The organism is Burkholderia sp. 9120 (genome assembly GCF_000745015.1).
Classification (GTDB): Bacteria; Pseudomonadota; Gammaproteobacteria; order Burkholderiales; family Burkholderiaceae; genus Paraburkholderia.
The window spans coordinates 914,974-930,231 of sequence record NZ_JQNA01000002.1 but is presented as its reverse complement, the minus strand read 5'-3'; the positions used below and the strand labels follow the sequence as shown (position 1 = coordinate 930,231).

General features: G+C 63.5%; 18 protein-coding genes. 12 read left to right on the top strand and 6 right to left on the bottom strand.

What is annotated here, in order from left to right; all coding sequences use genetic code 11:
- Nucleotides 1–154 precede the first annotated feature (154 nt).
- The 4 genes from FA94_RS12380 to FA94_RS38580 all read right to left on the bottom strand — a co-directional run bounded on the left by FA94_RS12380 (nucleotide 155) and on the right by FA94_RS38580 (nucleotide 3,047).
- The gene (locus FA94_RS12380) at nucleotides 155–829 is read right to left on the bottom strand and encodes a response regulator transcription factor (RefSeq protein ID WP_035551406.1); all 675 of its coding nucleotides are present in this window, start codon (nucleotides 827–829) and stop codon (nucleotides 155–157) included.
- Nucleotides 830–845: 16 nt separating this feature from the next.
- Nucleotides 846–1,769 (bottom strand): LysR family transcriptional regulator, encoded by a 924-nt coding sequence (locus FA94_RS12375; protein ID WP_035551403.1) that lies wholly within the window; start codon nucleotides 1,767–1,769, stop codon nucleotides 846–848.
- Between the two features lie 324 nt (nucleotides 1,770–2,093).
- Entirely contained in the window at nucleotides 2,094–2,468 is a 375-nt protein-coding gene (locus FA94_RS12370; RefSeq protein WP_035551401.1) for a hypothetical protein, read from the bottom strand.
- A 345-nt stretch (nucleotides 2,469–2,813) separates the two neighbouring features.
- Entirely contained in the window at nucleotides 2,814–3,047 is a 234-nt protein-coding gene (locus FA94_RS38580; RefSeq protein WP_156126618.1) for a hypothetical protein, read from the bottom strand.
- Between the two features lie 181 nt (nucleotides 3,048–3,228).
- On the opposite strand from FA94_RS38580, the gene FA94_RS12365 reads away from it, so the two are divergent.
- Nucleotides 3,229–4,224 (top strand): GlxA family transcriptional regulator, encoded by a 996-nt coding sequence (locus FA94_RS12365; protein ID WP_035551399.1) that lies wholly within the window; start codon nucleotides 3,229–3,231, stop codon nucleotides 4,222–4,224.
- A 120-nt stretch (nucleotides 4,225–4,344) separates the two neighbouring features.
- Nucleotides 4,345–4,896 carry a dTDP-4-dehydrorhamnose 3,5-epimerase gene (rfbC, locus tag FA94_RS12360; RefSeq protein ID WP_035551396.1) on the top strand — a complete coding sequence of 184 codons (552 nt, stop codon included), beginning with the start codon at nucleotides 4,345–4,347 and terminating at the stop codon, nucleotides 4,894–4,896.
- A gap of 48 nt (nucleotides 4,897–4,944) precedes the next feature.
- Here the strand turns inward: rfbC and FA94_RS12355 are convergent, their stop codons facing one another.
- Complete coding sequence (locus FA94_RS12355) at nucleotides 4,945–5,832, bottom strand: EamA family transporter (protein ID WP_035551393.1); 888 nt, start codon at nucleotides 5,830–5,832, stop codon at nucleotides 4,945–4,947.
- 108 nt (nucleotides 5,833–5,940) lie between these two features.
- On the opposite strand from FA94_RS12355, the gene FA94_RS12350 reads away from it, so the two are divergent.
- Both FA94_RS12350 and FA94_RS12345 read left to right on the top strand, forming a co-directional pair.
- A complete protein-coding gene (locus FA94_RS12350; RefSeq protein ID WP_035551390.1) occupies nucleotides 5,941–6,813 on the top strand; it encodes a LysR substrate-binding domain-containing protein in 873 nt (290 codons plus the stop codon).
- Nucleotides 6,814–6,893: 80 nt separating this feature from the next.
- Nucleotides 6,894–7,523 carry a GNAT family N-acetyltransferase gene (locus tag FA94_RS12345; protein WP_035561954.1) on the top strand — a complete coding sequence of 210 codons (630 nt, stop codon included), beginning with the start codon at nucleotides 6,894–6,896 and terminating at the stop codon, nucleotides 7,521–7,523.
- Between the two features lie 153 nt (nucleotides 7,524–7,676).
- Here the strand turns inward: FA94_RS12345 and FA94_RS37950 are convergent, their stop codons facing one another.
- Complete coding sequence (locus FA94_RS37950) at nucleotides 7,677–7,838, bottom strand: DUF1328 domain-containing protein (RefSeq protein WP_035551387.1); 162 nt, start codon at nucleotides 7,836–7,838, stop codon at nucleotides 7,677–7,679.
- A gap of 204 nt (nucleotides 7,839–8,042) precedes the next feature.
- Between FA94_RS37950 and FA94_RS12335 the strand changes: the two genes are divergently transcribed.
- From FA94_RS12335 to FA94_RS12300, 8 genes are all read left to right on the top strand, one after another.
- Nucleotides 8,043–9,020 (top strand): LysR family transcriptional regulator, encoded by a 978-nt coding sequence (locus FA94_RS12335; RefSeq protein ID WP_035551384.1) that lies wholly within the window; start codon nucleotides 8,043–8,045, stop codon nucleotides 9,018–9,020.
- Nucleotides 9,021–9,144: 124 nt separating this feature from the next.
- On the top strand, nucleotides 9,145–10,644 hold the full coding sequence (locus FA94_RS12330; protein WP_035551382.1) for a 2-hydroxymuconic semialdehyde dehydrogenase: 1,500 nt from the start codon (nucleotides 9,145–9,147) through the stop codon (nucleotides 10,642–10,644).
- Complete coding sequence (locus tag FA94_RS12325) at nucleotides 10,641–11,462, top strand: fumarylacetoacetate hydrolase family protein (protein WP_035551379.1); 822 nt, start codon at nucleotides 10,641–10,643, stop codon at nucleotides 11,460–11,462. Before FA94_RS12330 ends, FA94_RS12325 begins: the two co-directional genes overlap by 4 nt.
- An 11-nt stretch (nucleotides 11,463–11,473) precedes the next feature.
- Entirely contained in the window at nucleotides 11,474–12,424 is a 951-nt protein-coding gene (locus tag FA94_RS12320) for an acetaldehyde dehydrogenase (acetylating) (protein WP_035551377.1), read from the top strand.
- 30 nt (nucleotides 12,425–12,454) lie between these two features.
- Nucleotides 12,455–13,492: a 4-hydroxy-2-oxovalerate aldolase gene (gene dmpG, locus FA94_RS12315; protein ID WP_035551375.1), complete on the top strand. Its 1,038-nt coding sequence runs from the start codon at nucleotides 12,455–12,457 to the stop codon at nucleotides 13,490–13,492.
- Nucleotides 13,489–14,265: a 2-keto-4-pentenoate hydratase gene (locus FA94_RS12310; RefSeq protein ID WP_035551371.1), complete on the top strand. Its 777-nt coding sequence runs from the start codon at nucleotides 13,489–13,491 to the stop codon at nucleotides 14,263–14,265. The genes dmpG and FA94_RS12310 overlap by 4 nt, the downstream gene beginning before the upstream one ends.
- Nucleotides 14,262–14,690 carry a RidA family protein gene (locus FA94_RS12305; RefSeq protein ID WP_035551368.1) on the top strand — a complete coding sequence of 143 codons (429 nt, stop codon included), beginning with the start codon at nucleotides 14,262–14,264 and terminating at the stop codon, nucleotides 14,688–14,690. The genes FA94_RS12310 and FA94_RS12305 overlap by 4 nt, the downstream gene beginning before the upstream one ends.
- A 33-nt stretch (nucleotides 14,691–14,723) precedes the next feature.
- Nucleotides 14,724–15,248 (top strand): 3-hydroxyanthranilate 3,4-dioxygenase, encoded by a 525-nt coding sequence (locus FA94_RS12300; RefSeq protein WP_035551364.1) that lies wholly within the window; start codon nucleotides 14,724–14,726, stop codon nucleotides 15,246–15,248.
- Nucleotides 15,249–15,258: the final 10 nt, after the last annotated feature.

Here is a 15,258-nt window from a genome sequence, read left to right as displayed (position 1 = left end):
TTCTGGAGAGCGGGGCCTAACAGGCGTGGACTAATCAAATGAAACTAGTTTTAGGAAGCGGCGCGTGGTCCGTCATCGCATCGGCACGCGTGCCGCAACGACTTTAGCGCTGCAGGCAGCGCTAAAGTTCGTTCACCGCAACGGTTGGAATGCGTCAGCCGAACAGATAACCCGAACCGCGAATCGTGCGGATCAACGGACGCTCGCCGGGCGTGTCCACTTTCTTGCGTAAGCGGCCTACATGGACGTCGATCAGGTTCGTGCCGGGATCGAAACGGCAGCCCCACACAGCTTCGAAAATCATCGTTCGCGTGAGCACCTGGCCGGTGTGACGCATCATGAATTCGAGTACGCGGAATTCAGTGGGTTGCAGGTCGAGTTCGCGTTGCCGGTGCATGACTTTGCGGCGGACCAGATCGAGTTCCAGCGCGCCGCTGCGCAGCAGCGTCTCGGCTTTCGCGTGACGTGGGCGGCGTCGCAACAATACTTCGACGCGCGCGAACATTTCTTCGGGCGAGAAGGGCTTGGTCAGATAATCGTCGCCGCCGGCACGCAGACCCTGAATGCGCTGATCGACGTCGGACATGGCGCTCATCACCAGCACGGGCGTTTCCATGCCGACGCCGCGCATGGTCGCGACGATCGTCAGGCCGTCGAGATCGGGCAGCATGCGGTCGAGCGTCACGACGTCGTAGTCGCCCGCCATGACCTTCGCCATGCCTTCGCGGCCAGTGCGTGCCACCTCGACGGAAAAGCCGCTGGCGGTGAGCGTGCGCACGATGTCGTGGGCGATCAGCTCGTCATCTTCTATGGTCAATATTTTGGGCATGATGCGCGAGCCCGGTTCAGGCGACCGCGCGCAAAGCGACCTGACGGTCCGGCGCGCGATACTGGCCGACCGCGAAGTCGATGAAGCTGCGCACGCGCATCGACAGATAGTTGCGGCCGGAGTAGAGAATCGACACCAGGCGAGGTCCGCCGTTGATCTCGAACTGTTCGAGCACGGGCACGAGCGCGCCGCGCGCGAGGTCGTCGGCAATGATCGGCAACGGCAGCAGCGCGATACCCATATGGTTTAACGCCGCTACGCGCACCATCGCGCTGCTCGTCGCGGTGAGCGCGCTGCCGGTGTTGACGCGGTAAAGGCCGTCGGCGTCGGTGAACTCCCAGGTGCGCGACGAACCGTCGGACACGGTCAGCAGACCATGTCGGTTCAACGCGGCCGGATCGCGCGGCGTGCCGTTGCGCGCGAGATACGTGGGGGACGCTACCGTGATTTCGTCGACGCTGGTCAGCAATCGACTCACCAGCGTGGAGTTGGTGAGCCGGCGGTCGTCGGAGAAGCAGACGTCGAAACCGCCTTCCACCAGGTCGATGTGCGTGTCGAACGTCGTGACGTCGAAGTCCACCCGTGGATGCAGCGTGCGATACGAGGCCAGCAGTGCGCCGAGGCCCGCGCTGGCGAACGTCATGGGCGTCGCGATGCGCAGCGTGCCTTGCGGGTCGCGGGTGGTTTCCAGCAGCGTCGATTCCATCTCGTCGAGCTTTTCGATGATCGCGCGGCAACCGTCGAGATACTCGCGGCCCACGTCGGTCAGCGACAGACTGCGCGTGGTGCGATTCAGAAGACGCATGTTCAGATGCGCCTCCAGCGTGCCGACGCTGCGTGTGACCGCGGCCGCGGACATGCCTAACTGTCTTGCCGCAAGATTGAAGCTGGCGAGATCGACTACTCGTGTGAAGACACGCATCGCTTGTAGCTGGTTCATAGTGGAACAGTAGAGAAGGGCGATGGGATGCATCATCGGCGATGGCGAGTAAAACCGGACAGCTAGGTGGATTAAGTCTTTTTTAATTTTATGAAATGTTCATGAACAATGCAGATTACGCAGGACCGTCATGCCTGGGTGAAAACATCTGGAAACCTAAGTAATGGGAAAGCGCGGACAAAAAAAGAGCGCGGACGGAGCCGCGCTTCGGAAAAAAGACTTGAAAGAAAGTAGCCGCTGCCACGCGGCTGGGCACAGTATAGGTGGGATGGGTGGCGCGTTGCGCGCGCATTCTGAAACGCTGTTGTGCGCGCAGCGCAATATTCAGTTGAGCATGCCGTGTACTTCGAGCGAGGCTTCCAGATGTTGCGTCAGCGCGTGATGCAACTTGGCGAGACTGTCGGTCGGCAGCGCGAAGCCGGCCCAGCCGAGTCCTGAATGACGCAGGAACACCACGGCGCCATCGTGCAGCGGATGCTTCTCGGTGTGCCAGCAGGGATCGACCTCGACCACATATTGATGTGTGCGCAACGGCTCTTTCGGCACTTCCGGGCGCATCATCGCGCGCAGTGCGCCGAGATGTTCGATCATGGCGTCCAGATCGGACACGTCGAGCAGCACCGCGCGACCTTCAATGTCGATGCGGATCGCCTGCTGTCCATACTCGTTGACTCTTTCGATGTTCATGGGGCGCGTCATGGCTCTGCTCCTTGCGGCTATCACGATGCCCAAATTATGGCCCCGCGATTCTTAGACGATCCTTAAAGTGCACGATCGGGGCATGAAACTTTGTTTAAGAACGCCGCACGACCTGCCCGTCGCCGCAGGGTTCAATCGTCTGAGGTTTTTTCTTGAGCCGTGGGGATTGGAAGCCGTTTAAGTCAGACGTAAAGGCGCCGGATGTTTCAATATCGAAACATTTTCTGTCGGTAAGAAATGGACTGAAAAATGCTTAAAGAACGGATTCGTATGATATCGGGGCCGGTATCAATGGAAGCGTAGATAAATTCCCGGTTTGCGAATAAAAATGCGATTGGATTGTCATTATTCGCGAAGTGTCGAGTTCAGGTTTGAAACACTTTTCGCCGCATCGTGAATCACCCCGGACGGTAAATCAAACCCACGCTGGCTTGCGTACAGCCGGCGGCCAAGCGGCTGAAATGCGAGTCTGCACGCGGCTGCGCAGGCAGACGGCAAAATCGCACCGGGATTTCGCCACGCCACCACGCCGCGACAGGCCGTCTGCCGGATGAAACGCCAGATAATGTTTTTCTTCATACCTTGCGTTTCTCGATACGGATTTGTTTTTCAAATTTACTATAGCGAAGCATTCCGCTAACATCACGCTTAATCCGTTAAGCGGCGTTATCGGCGGTTTCAATCTTAATAACGCATTTTGCTGATATGGGCGCTAACGGGGCATCGGGGTCCACAACGTAGGCTAGTTTGGGGAAAGATCATGCCGCAGATGCACCTGGATACCGCGAGGATCACCTGGCTCCATACGCCGACATTGAACGTGCGTAGTGCGGCGCGGCGAATCGGCGTGGTGCTGTTCAACGGCTTCTGGCTGCTCGGGCCGGGCACGGTGATCGAAATGTTCCAGACCGCCAATGAACTCGCGGGTTCGCGAGCCGGCGAGGAGCCGCCCTACGAGGTGCAGTTTCTGTCCATGGACGGCGGCAGCGTCGCCAGTTCGTCGTCCGTGCGGATCTGGACCGACCGTATCGACACGCGCTACGGCAGCGGCTTCGACGTGCTGTATATCGCCGGTGGCCAGGGCGCGCAGACGGCCGCGCACGACGAGCGGCTGCTCAGCTGGCTGCGTTCGGTGCAAACGCGTACCCGGACCATCGAAGCGATCGGCGAAGGACGGCTTGTGCTGGACGCCGCCGGGCCGACCGAATCCACCGGGCCGCAACTCAATCGCTTCCCTGCGGGCGCGTCGGCCGACAGCGCCTTCGGCGCCTCCAGTGATCGTAACGACTGCGCCCGCAGCGCGCTGATGTTCATCAAGCGCGACCTGGGCGCGGAACTGGCGCGCAGCGTCGCCGACCGCGTCATGCCCGGCATGGCCGCAACGTGGGTGCCGTTACCCGCGGAAGGCGGCACGCTCAGCGTGGCCGAGAAGATCCGCGCGGCGGCGCGCTGGATGGAAGCGAACTGCGATCGCCCGGTCTCGGTGGCGGATGCCGCGCAAGTGGCCGCCATGAGCGAGCGCAATTTCCTGCGGCGCTTCAAGCACGAAATGCAGCTCACGCCGTCGGACTATCTGTTGCAGGTGCGGCTACGGATTGCCTGCAATTTCCTGACCGAAACCGAATTGCCGGTCGACAAGATCGCGCGGCGCAGCGGCACCGGCAACGGCGATCGCCTCGCCAAAATATTCCGCAAACGGATGGCATTGTCGCCGACCGAATATCGCGCGCGTAGCCGGGTGGCGTCGGAGGTCTAGCGTTCTTTCAACTCGCGCAAGCGAGGGTAGGCGCGCCGGCGGTGCGCCTCATGACCGGTTGGCGCGGCCGCAACGGCGGTCGTCATCGCGCCGGGCAGGCTTTTTACGAGTACAGCGGCAATGGGCAACAAGGTCATCGCGACGGCATTGCCGGAGGTGAAGCTCATCGAGCCCGAAGTGTTTTGCGACGAGTTCGGTTTCTGCTTCGAGAGCTTCAGCACCGACGAGTTTACCGACGACGTCGCGCCCGGCTTCACGTTCGTGCAGGACCGGCATTCGCGCGCGGTGCGTGGCGTGTTGCGCGGACTGCACTATCAGGTGCAGCGTCCGCAAGGCCGCCTGATGCGCGTGACGGTCGGTGAGGTGTTCGACGTCGCCGTCGACGTGCGGCTCAATTCGCCGAACTTCGGCAAATGGACTGGCGCGTATCTGAGCGCGGCGAATCATCGGCAGATGTGGGTGCCGCCGGGCTTCGCGCACGGTTTCGTGGTGCTGTCGCAGGCGGCGGAGTGTCTGTGGAAGACCACGGAGTACTGGTTTCCCGAACTCGAGCGCTGCATCGTGTGGAACGATCCGGATATCGGCATCGACTGGCCGATCGACTTCGCGCCGACGCTAGGCACGAAAGACGCCGCGGGCCGGCGGCTTTATGAAGCGGAAAACATCGCGTGAAAGGGAATGTAGCCGCGATCGTGACCGCGACGGCACAGGCCTTCACCTTCAACCCGTGGCCACCACCGCCCCGACACTCGCGGTGACGACCAGCAGCGTCCCCGCGATCTGCAAGACTCCCATCGGCTGATGCAGCACGACGAAGCCGGCCACCGCGCCGATCGCCGGTTCGACGCTCATCAGGATGCCGAATGACGCGGCGGGCATGCGCCGCAGCGCCACCATTTCCAGTGCGTACGGCAGCAACGGCACCAGCAACGCGAGCCCCGCCGTGGCGGCGATCTGCGCGCCGGCGATGTGGCCGCCGCTTTGCGCCAGGCCGAACGGCGTGGCGATCAGCGCCGCGGCAAGCAGCGACACCGACAGTCCTTCTAGTCCCGCGAATAACGCGCCGGTCTTCTTCATCAGCACGATGTAGCTGCCCCAGCCGAGCGCCGCGCCGAAGGCGAGCAGCACGCCGAGCGGCTCGCCGATCCAGCCGCCGCGATCGCGCGACAGCAGCACCACGCCGGCAATTGCCAGCAATGGCCACAGCAGCGCCCGCAGGCGGCGCACCGCGAAGGTGGCGACGGCGAGCGGTCCGAGAAAGTCGATCGCGACCGCCAGTCCCAAGGGAATGCGCTGCAATGCCGAGAAGAAACACAAGGTCATGCCGGCCATCGCCGCGCCGAGCGCGCCGGCCGCGAACCAGTGCGCGCGCGAGTAGCTCAGCAGGCGCGGGCGCACCAGCAAAGCCAACACCAGGGCGGCCCAGCTCAGTCGCAGCCACGTCGTGCTGAGCGATCCGTAGGCGGCCATGGTCGGCGCGGAGAGCGCGGCGCCGAACTGCACGCTCGCCATCGACAGCATGCACAGCAAGGCGGCCCACGGGGAGCCGGCGGGTTTTAGCGCGGGCTGCGCGGGGCTCAGCGCCGGTTGGAGGGTGGTGTCCTGCATCGTCGTAGGTCGCTTATCGCCGTTGGTTCGGGTTCGTGGCCGCTATCTTAGCGGCGTGGCGGGTATTAAGATAAGTTGATATTTCTTATGCCCACTTCAGGAAAGCTGATGACCCGAGATCTGGACAGCAGTCTGCTGCGCGCGTTTGTGACCGTGGCGGAAACCGGCGCGGTGGGCGTGGCGGCCGCACGTCTCGCGCGCACCCAGGCGGCCGTCAGCATGCAGTTGAAACGGCTGGAGGAGGAGCTTGGGCAGCGTTTGCTCGACCGCTCGCCGCGTGGCGTGCAACTCACCGAGGCCGGGCATGTGTTGTTGCCGTACGCGCATACCATCCTCGGGGCGGGCGCCGATGCACGGCGCGCGTTGAGTGCGGGGCAAGTCTCCGGCAGCGTGCGCCTCGGCATGCTTGAAGACATCGCGGTCGGACGTCTGCCGCGCGCGTTGCGGCGCTTTTCGACGGCGTATCCGCAGGTGGCGCTGGAGATTGTCGTCGACAGTAGCGAGGCGTTGTCGAACCGGCTCGGCGAGGGCGGTCTCGACGTGGTGGTCGGCGATCCCGCGCTGATCGATGCGACGCCGCTGCTCACGTGGACCCAGCCGCTCTTCTGGGTCGGTGCGCGCGGCTTCAGTCGCGAGCCGGACGCGCTGTTGCCGGTGGTGGCGTTTGGTGGCACATGTCTGTGGCAGCAACTGGTGCTGACCGCGCTGCGGCGCGCGGGGATCGCGTGGCGCATTGTCTGCACCAGCACCAGTTTGCCCGCGGTGCAGTCGGCGGTGGAGGCGGGGCTGGGCGTGTCGGTGCTGCTCGACGGCAATATCCGGCCGGAGTCGATGCGCGTGCTCGGTCAGGCCGACGGTTTGCCCGATGCGCCCACGGCGGACTTTGGGCTCTTCATGCGGCAAGTGCCGGGCAAGCATGCGGCCGCGGTTCAAACCTTGCACACGTTTCTATGCGAGGAGTTGCATCTCGGTCCTCAGTGAGTTTTTACGACATTTTTTCTTGAGACGCTGCTACCCCAAATCTACACTTCGAGCATCCTGACAAGCCTGAGGTGCTCACCGTGAAGCGACGTGCAACGCAGCAGCAATCCGTTCGTATCGACTACGTGTATCACGGCGTCGGCCGTGTCGAATTGCGCCGCTTCGATCCGGCGCGCGATTCATTTGTCGCGTTGACGGCGTTGCTGCATCGCGCCTTTGCACCGCTAGGCCAGGCCGGTCTCAATTGCACCTGTGTAAACCAGACGGTCGACACCACCCGCTCGCGCGCCACGCGCGGCGACTGCTACGTCGCGGTGTGCGAGGGCCGCCTCGTCGGCACGATGACGCTCTATGCGCCGGAGCGTGAATCTTCCTGCGAGCTCTACCGGCGCGACGATATCGCCAGCTTGCGGCAGTTCGCCGTGGAACCCGCGTGGCAGGCGCGCGGTATCGGCACCTTGCTGATTGCGTTCGCCGATCATTGGGCCGCGACGCGCGGTTATGCGGAGCTCGCGCTCGATACGCCGCAGCCGGCCGCGCATCTGATCGCGTTCTATCGTGGGCAGGGGTTTCGGATCGTCGATTTCGTGCGCTTCGACGGCAAGCAGTACGACAGCGCGATCCTGAGCAAGCCGCCGGTGGCGACGCGTACGCTGGCTAACTGGTCGCATCGATTGAGTGTGCCGGCGCCGGTCGCGCGCGCCGCTTGAACGATGCGCTGAAAAGAATAAGCCCCGGTGCGCGCAGCAACTATTGCAATACCGTGTGGCAATTATTGCAATGAAGCCGCAACGAGCGCTGACGCGCGCACCGGGGCGGGGTCATCCGACCTGAAGAGTCGGACGCCGATGGGCTAAGGGCGCTCAGCGCCGCATCACGCCCATCAGCAAGGTGACGAGGAAGATCACCACGAAGATGAAGAACAGCACCTTGGCAATTTCCGTGGCGCCGGCGGCAATGCCGCCGAAACCGAACACTGCGGCGATGATGGCGATGATGAAGAAGATGACAGCGTATCGAAGCATGGGGCCTCCCACCGATGGATTGCTGGATTGAACTCGAAAACGGCCACGCGTTGTGGGCACGACGTGCTTTGACGGGGTGTGTGCCGGCGAGCGGAATAGAGCAATAGATGTGCCCAGCGTTGTCGAACCAGGGGCTGCCCCGGATCGGCCGCGTGGTTTTGTGCTGTTACCATCGCGGATCGTCGATTTCCGCGCTCCTTCGCCATGCAATCCAATCCGCTCAGCGAGATTTCCCTGATCCGCAAGCTGAAGCTCAATCAGCTCATGATCTTCGAACGTGTGCTGGAAACGCGTTCCGTCGTGCGTGCGGCCAATGAAATGCGCCTGACGCAACCAGCCGTCACCAAGGTCATTCACGAACTCGAGTCCTGTTTCGACGGCGCGTTGTTCGCGCGCTCGAATCGCGGCGTGGTGCCCACCGATCTCGGCCTGCTGCTCGGGCGGCGCGTCAAATCGCTGATGGCAGAACTGCGCTATATGACCGACGAGCTGAACGATTTTCGCCTCGGCACCAGTGGTCATGTGATCGTCGGCACACTGATTTCGGCGTCGGCGCGGCTCTTGCCCACCGCCATCGCAATGCTGAAGGCGCGCACGCCGAACGTGCTGATAACAGTGCGCGAAGGCACTACCGCGCATCTGTTCCCGGCATTGGCCACCGGCGACCTCGATATCGTGGTCGGCCGCCTGCCCGAGCGTGAATTGCCGATTGCCAGCGCGTTTCCGCTGACGCACGAGGCGCTGTTCGACGAATCCCTGTGCGTGGTGGTCGGCAAGGGCTATGGCCCGGCGCCGGCGGGCGTCACGCATCTGGCGGCGCTGGTCGGCTCGCCGTGGATTCTGCCCACGCCCGATTCGCCCGCGCGGCTGTCGGCGGAACATCTGTTTCGCGCGGCCGGCTTGCCGTTGCCGACCGATATCGTCGAGTCGCTGTCGCTGTTGACGAACATCGGTCTGCTGCTCGACACGCCGCGTATCGCGCTGATGCCGCGCGTTGCGGCGCAGCAGTTCGAAGACGCCGGTTTGCTGCGGATTCTCGATCTGCCGGAGAGCGGCGCATTCGGCACGGTCGGCTTCTCGGTGCGCTCGCACAAGGAGCAGAGCGCCGCCTGTCAGGCCTTCGTGGAATGCCTGCGCGAGGCCGTCAGCGTGGCCGCGCCCGTGGCCGATGCGGCGGTTTGAGCCGGCCTGAACGGCCTGTTTCTGGTATTCCCCTTTAGCATACCCACCACCCAATCTTTGATTACCGCCGCGCGAGGCCTCGACCTTAGACTCCTGCCAATACTTCAATCGAGCAGGAGACGTTGTGACCTTCACCCCGGCCGCCGCGCAGCGCGCTCAATCTTCAGGTGCGTTACTTCGCCATTACGTGAATGGCGAATTCGTCGCCACCGCAAGCACTTTTCCTAACATCAGTCCGGTCGACGGCCGCGAACTCGCGCAGGTCTGCGAGGCCGACGCCGCCACGGTCGACGCCGCCGTGCGTGCCGCCGTCGCCGCGCAACGCGCCGGCTGGCGCAACACCACGCCGGCGCAGCGCGCCGACTGGCTACACAAGATTGCCGACGGTATCCAGGCGCGTTTCGACGACTTCGTCGCCGCCGAAGTCGCCGACACCGGCCGTCCGCTCGAACAGGCTCGCAAGCTCGATATCGCGCGCGGCATCGCGAACTTCCGCACGTTTGCCGATCTGATCCGCACCGCCCATAGCGAGTTCTTCGAAACCCACGCCGCCGACGGCAGCGAACTGATCAACTACGTGACGCGCAAACCGCTCGGCGTGGTCGGCATTATTTCGCCGTGGAATCTGCCGTTGCTGCTGTTCACGTGGAAAGTCGCGCCGGCGCTCGCCATGGGTAATTGCGTCGTCGCCAAGCCTTCGGAGGAAACGCCGACTTCGGCCACGTTGCTGGCCGAAGTGATGCACGACATTGGTCTGCCGCCTGGCGTGTTCAATCTGATTCACGGTCATGGGCCGAATGCGGCGGGGGAATTCCTGACGCGTCATCCGGAGATCAGCGCGATCACGTTCACCGGCGAATCGCGCACCGGCAGCACGATCATGAAAACGGTTGCCGACGGCGTGAAGGAAATCTCGTTCGAACTCGGCGGTAAAAACGCGGCCGTGGTGTTCGCCGATGCGGACTTCGATGAAGCCGTGGCGGGCGTGCTGAAGTCGAGCTTCACGAATGCGGGCCAGGTGTGTCTGTGCAGCGAGCGCGTGTACGTCGAGCGGCCGATTTTCGAGCGCTTCGTCGCGGCGCTGAAGGAAAAGACCGAAGCGCTGCGAATCGGTGCACCGGACGATCCAGTGACAACCATGGGCCCGCTGATTTCGCGCGGGCATCGCGAGAAAGTGCTGTCGTATTTCCGGCTGGCGGTCGAAGAGGGCGCCACGGTCGTGACGGGCGGCACGGTGCCGCAATTCGGCGACGCGCGCGATCAGGGCGCATTCGTGATGCCGACCATCTGGACCGGCCTCGCCGATAACGCCCGCTGCGTGAAAGAAGAAATCTTCGGACCGGTGTGCCACATTGCGCCGTTCGATAGCGAAGACGAGGTGATCGGCCGCGTGAACGATAGCGCGTACGGTCTCGCCGCCAGTATCTGGACGACGCACCTGGCGCGCGGCCACCGCGTCGCGCGGCAGATCGAAACCGGCATCGTGTGGGTCAACGCGTGGTTCGTGCGCGATCTGCGCACACCGTTCGGCGGCACGAAGCTGTCGGGCATCGGCCGCGAAGGGGGCCGTCATTCGCTCGATTTCTATTCGGAACTGACCAACGTTTGCGTGAGGATCGCATGAGCGCCATCGACCTGAACGCCGCACGACTGCTTGCCGATGCGCTGTGGCAAGCGCAGCAGAACGGCGCCCCCATCGCACCGCAGCGCGCAGCTATTGCCGCGCTCGGCGGCGACGCGCTCGACGCCGCGTACGCGGTGCAGCGTCTGAACACCGAGCGCAAGCTCGCGAACGGCGATCGGCTGGTGGGTCGCAAAATCGGCCTGACGTCGAAAGCCGTGCAGGCGCAACTCGGCGTCGATCAACCGGACTTCGGCATGCTGTTCGACGATATGTCGATTGCCGACGGTGAGGAGATCGCGCTGTCGCGCACGCAGCAGCCGAAAGTGGAAGCGGAAATCGCGCTGGTGCTCGCTCGCGATCTGCCGCACGAACGCCACACGATCGCCGATCTGATCGGCGCGACGGCTTACGCGTTGCCCGCGATCGAAATTGTCGGCAGCCGGATTGCCAACTGGGATATCCGTCTGACCGATACGGTGGCCGACAACGCCTCCAGCGGTCTGTTCGTGCTCGGCAACCGCCCGGTCAAACTCGACGCGTTCGACGCGATCCAGTGCGGCATGGTGATGGAGCGGCGCGGCGATCAGGTGAGCGTCGGCGTCGGCGCGGCCTGCCTCGGCAATCCGCTCTACGCGGCCGTGTGGCTCGCCAATACGATGACGCGCGTCGGCGCGCCGCTGCGGGCCGGCGACATCGTGCTGACCGGCGCGCTTGGGCCCATGGTGGCAGTGAATGCCGGCGACGTTTTCACCGCCCATATCGAAGGGCTCGGCTCCGTTAGCGCGAGCTTTGCCCATCACCCTGACTCCACGTCGTGAACGGGAACGCCATGCACGATCAACTTCAGCAGGACAAGCAGGCCGTCGCCATTATCGGCTCCGGCAACATCGGCACCGATCTGATGATCAAGGTGCTGCGAAACGCGAAGCACCTGAAAATGGGCGCGATGGTCGGTATCGATCCGGCTTCGGACGGCCTCGCGCGCGCCGAACGGCTCGGTGTGCCGACCACCGCGAACGGAATCGACGGCCTCGTCGCCATGCGTAATTTCAGCGATATCCGCATCGCGTTCGACGCCACCTCGGCCGGCGCGCATCATCGCCACGCAGCCGTACTGCGCGAGCACGGCGTGACCGTGATCGATCTGACGCCGGCCGCGATCGGGCCGTTCGTGGTGCCGGTGGTCAATCTGTTCGCGCATCTCGACGCACCGAACCTGAACATGGTCACGTGCGGCGGCCAGGCGACGATTCCTATCGTGCATGCGGTGTCGCGCGTCGCGCCGGTGCGCTATGCGGAAATCGTCGCATCGATTGCGAGCCGTTCGGCCGGGCCGGGAACGCGCGCCAATATCGACGAGTTCACCGAGACCACCTCGAAAGCGATCGAAACGGTCGGCGGCGCGACGCGCGGCAAGGCGATCATCGTGATGAATCCGGCCGAGCCGCCGCTGATGATGCGCGACACCGTCTACTGCCTGACCGAAGAAGACGCCGACACCGACGAAATAGAAAGTTCGATTCACGCGATGGTCGCCGCGGTGGCGAGCTACGTACCCGGCTACCGGCTGAAGCAGGCCGTGCAGTTCGACCGCTATACCGCGGCGAATCCGCTGGCACTGCATGCGAACGAGCGCCGCGCGGGCCTGAAAGTGAGCGTGTTCCTCGAAGTGGAGGGCGCCGCGCATTACCTGCCTTCGTATGCGGGGAATCTGGACATCATGACCTCGGCGGCGCTGGCCGCGGCCGAGCAGATCGCGGCCAGCCGCGTGGCGGCGTGACGTGACGGCGAAGACACGAGGACAAACGCAATGACCGATAGCAACAAGATTTACGTTTCGGATGTGACGCTGCGCGACGGCATGCACGCGATCCGCCATCAGTACTCGATCGACCACGCGGTCGCGATCGCGCAGGCGCTGGATGACGCGGGCGTCGACAGTATCGAGGTCGCGCATGGCGACGGCTTGTCGGGTTCCAGCTTCAACTACGGTTTCGGCGCGCATACCGATCTCGAATGGATCGAAGCCGTCGCGGCGACCGTGAAGCGCGCAAAAGTGGCCACGCTGCTGCTGCCCGGTATCGGCACCGTCCACGATCTGCGCGCGGCTTATGACGCCGGCGCGCGCATCGTGCGGATCGCCACGCACTGTACCGAAGCCGATATTTCGAAGCAGCATATCGAGTACGCGCGTTCGCTCGGCATGGACACGGTCGGCTTTCTGATGATGTCGCACATGACCTTGCCGGATGCGCTGGCGAAGCAGGCGAAGCTGATGGAAAGCTACGGCGCGCAGTGCGTATATGTGGTCGATTCGGGCGGCGCGCTGAATATGCGCGACGTCGGCGAGCGTTTCGACGCGTTCAAGGCCGTGCTCGATCCGGCGACGCAAACCGGCATGCACGCGCATCACAATCTGTCGCTGGGCGTGGCGAATTCGATCGTCGCGCTCGAACATGGTTGCGACCGCATCGATGCGTCGCTCACCGGCATGGGCGCGGGCGCGGGCAATGCGCCGCTCGAAGTGTTTATCGCGGCGGTGGATCGCATGAAGCTGAATCACGGCTGCGACGTGAAAAAGCTGATCGACGCCGCGGAAGATATCGTGCGTCCGCTGCAGGAACGGCCGGTACGTGTGGACCGGGAAACGCTCGCGCTCGGATATGCCGGCGTGTATTCGAGCTTTCTGCGTCACACGGAAGCGGCGGCGGCGAAATACGGCCTGTCCGCTTTCGAGATCATGGTCGAACTCGGCAAGCGCCGCATGGTCGGCGGCCAGGAGGACATGATCGTCGACGTCGCGCTCGATATGCTCAAGGCGCGCGAGCTGGCGAAGGAGGCCGCATGATCTCGCTGGACGCGATGGCCGAGCGCATCGACAACGCCGCGCGCCACGCGGACCCGATCGCGCAACTCACCACGGCCACACCGTTTTCGCTCGACGAGGCGTACGGCATTCAACGCGCCTCGATTGAACGGCGCATTCATCGCGGCGAAAGCATGGTCGGCGTGAAGCTCGGCTTTACGAGCCGCGCGAAAATGATCCAGATGGGCGTGGATAGCCTGATCTGGGGCTGGCTCACCGACGCCATGCTCGACGAAGACGGCGGCCGCGTGGCGCTCGACCGCTTCATTCATCCGCGTGTCGAGCCTGAAGTCTGCTTTTTGACGAGCCGCGAAATCGATCGACCGCTGACCCTGCTCGAAGCCTCGCGTTACCTCGAAGCCGTGGCCCCGGCCATGGAGATCATCGACTCGCGCTACCGCGACTTCAAGTTTTCGCTCGAAGACGTGGTGGCGGACAACTGTTCGTCCGCAGGCCTGGTGATCGGCCCGTGGACCCGCAGCTTCGACGGTTTGCGCAATGCGGGCGTGACGATGCGCGTCGACGGCCGTGTCGTGCAGGCCGGCTCCACCGCCGCGATTCTCGGCGATCCGTTGCGCTCGGTCGTGCAGGCCTCGCGTCTGATTTCGCAAAGCGGGCTCGTGCTGCCCGCGGGTTCGCTGATCATGGCGGGCGCTGCGACTGCCGCTCATCCGTTGCCGGTCGACGCGCATGTGCATTGCGTCGTCAATGGCCTCGGCAGTACCGAATTCACTACCTATCGACTCTCCCAATGACCGAACCGACCATTCAAGGGCGCGTGGTGCCCGGCAAAGCGAAACCGCGTGGCCGTTTCCCGCATGTGACGCGGGCCGGCGACTTCCTGTTCGTCTCCGGCACCAGCTCGCGCCGGCCGGACAATACGATTGCGGGCGCCAGCGCCGACGAGCTCGGCACCGTGCAACTCGACATTCGCGAGCAAACGCGCGTGGTGATCGAGAACATTCGCGATATTCTTCAGAGCGAAGGTGCGGATCTGTCGAACCTCGTCGAGATCTCGTCGTTTCTCGTCAACATGAACGACTTCGGTGGCTACAACGCCGTGTATGGCGAGTACTTCGACGAAACCGGCCCGACCCGCACCACGGTCGCCGTGCATCAATTGCCTCATCCGCATCTGCTGATCGAGATGAAGGCGGTGGCGTACGCACCGAAACGCTAGACACGCGCGATAAAACCAAACCAAGAGACAGCCATGCTCACGTACGGCAAACCGTTCAATTTCCCGCGCTGGATCGACGATCACGCGCATTTGCTGAAGCCGCCGGTCGGCAACCAGCAGGTGTGGCAGGACAGCGATTTCATCGTCACCGTGGTGGGTGGACCGAATCACCGCACCGATTATCACGACGATCCGCTCGAGGAATTCTTCTATCAGATGCGCGGCAATGCGTACCTGTATCTGTGGATCGACGGCAAGCGCGAACGCGTCGATCTGAACGAAGGGGACGTGTTTCTGCTGCCGCCGCATGTGCGTCATTCGCCGCAGCGGCCGGAGGCGGGCAGCGTCTGCCTCGTGATCGAACGGCAGCGCCCGCAGGGCGTGGTGGACGGCTTCGAATGGTATTGCGACGACTGCGGGCAGCTCGTCTATCGCGTCGAGGTGCAGCTCAAGAGCATCGTCAACGATCTGCCGCCGCTGTTCAATGCGTTCTATGCGTCGGAAGAGAAACGCCGCTGCGCGCATTGCGGCCATGTGCATCCCGGCAAGGCCGTCTGACTCAAACGAT

Bases quoted from the DNA above. Each gene is read 5' to 3' on its own strand.
- FA94_RS12380 (WP_035551406.1), bottom strand. From the start codon at position 829: ATGCCCAAAATATTGACCATAGAAGATGACGAGCTGATCGCCCACGAC.
- FA94_RS12375 (WP_035551403.1), bottom strand. From the start codon at position 1,769: ATGAACCAGCTACAAGCGATGCGTGTCTTCACACGAGTAGTCGATCTC.
- FA94_RS12370 (WP_035551401.1), bottom strand. From the start codon at position 2,468: ATGACGCGCCCCATGAACATCGAAAGAGTCAACGAGTATGGACAGCAG.
- FA94_RS38580 (WP_156126618.1), bottom strand. From the start codon at position 3,047: ATGAAGAAAAACATTATCTGGCGTTTCATCCGGCAGACGGCCTGTCGC.
- FA94_RS12365 (WP_035551399.1), top strand. From the start codon at position 3,229: ATGCCGCAGATGCACCTGGATACCGCGAGGATCACCTGGCTCCATACG.
- rfbC (WP_035551396.1), top strand. From the start codon at position 4,345: ATGGGCAACAAGGTCATCGCGACGGCATTGCCGGAGGTGAAGCTCATC.
- FA94_RS12355 (WP_035551393.1), bottom strand. From the start codon at position 5,832: ATGCAGGACACCACCCTCCAACCGGCGCTGAGCCCCGCGCAGCCCGCG.
- FA94_RS12350 (WP_035551390.1), top strand. From the start codon at position 5,941: ATGACCCGAGATCTGGACAGCAGTCTGCTGCGCGCGTTTGTGACCGTG.
- FA94_RS37950 (WP_035551387.1), bottom strand. From the start codon at position 7,838: ATGCTTCGATACGCTGTCATCTTCTTCATCATCGCCATCATCGCCGCA.
- FA94_RS12335 (WP_035551384.1), top strand. From the start codon at position 8,043: ATGCAATCCAATCCGCTCAGCGAGATTTCCCTGATCCGCAAGCTGAAG.
- FA94_RS12325 (WP_035551379.1), top strand. From the start codon at position 10,641: ATGAGCGCCATCGACCTGAACGCCGCACGACTGCTTGCCGATGCGCTG.
- FA94_RS12320 (WP_035551377.1), top strand. From the start codon at position 11,474: ATGCACGATCAACTTCAGCAGGACAAGCAGGCCGTCGCCATTATCGGC.
- dmpG (WP_035551375.1), top strand. From the start codon at position 12,455: ATGACCGATAGCAACAAGATTTACGTTTCGGATGTGACGCTGCGCGAC.
- FA94_RS12310 (WP_035551371.1), top strand. From the start codon at position 13,489: ATGATCTCGCTGGACGCGATGGCCGAGCGCATCGACAACGCCGCGCGC.
- FA94_RS12305 (WP_035551368.1), top strand. From the start codon at position 14,262: ATGACCGAACCGACCATTCAAGGGCGCGTGGTGCCCGGCAAAGCGAAA.
- FA94_RS12300 (WP_035551364.1), top strand. From the start codon at position 14,724: ATGCTCACGTACGGCAAACCGTTCAATTTCCCGCGCTGGATCGACGAT.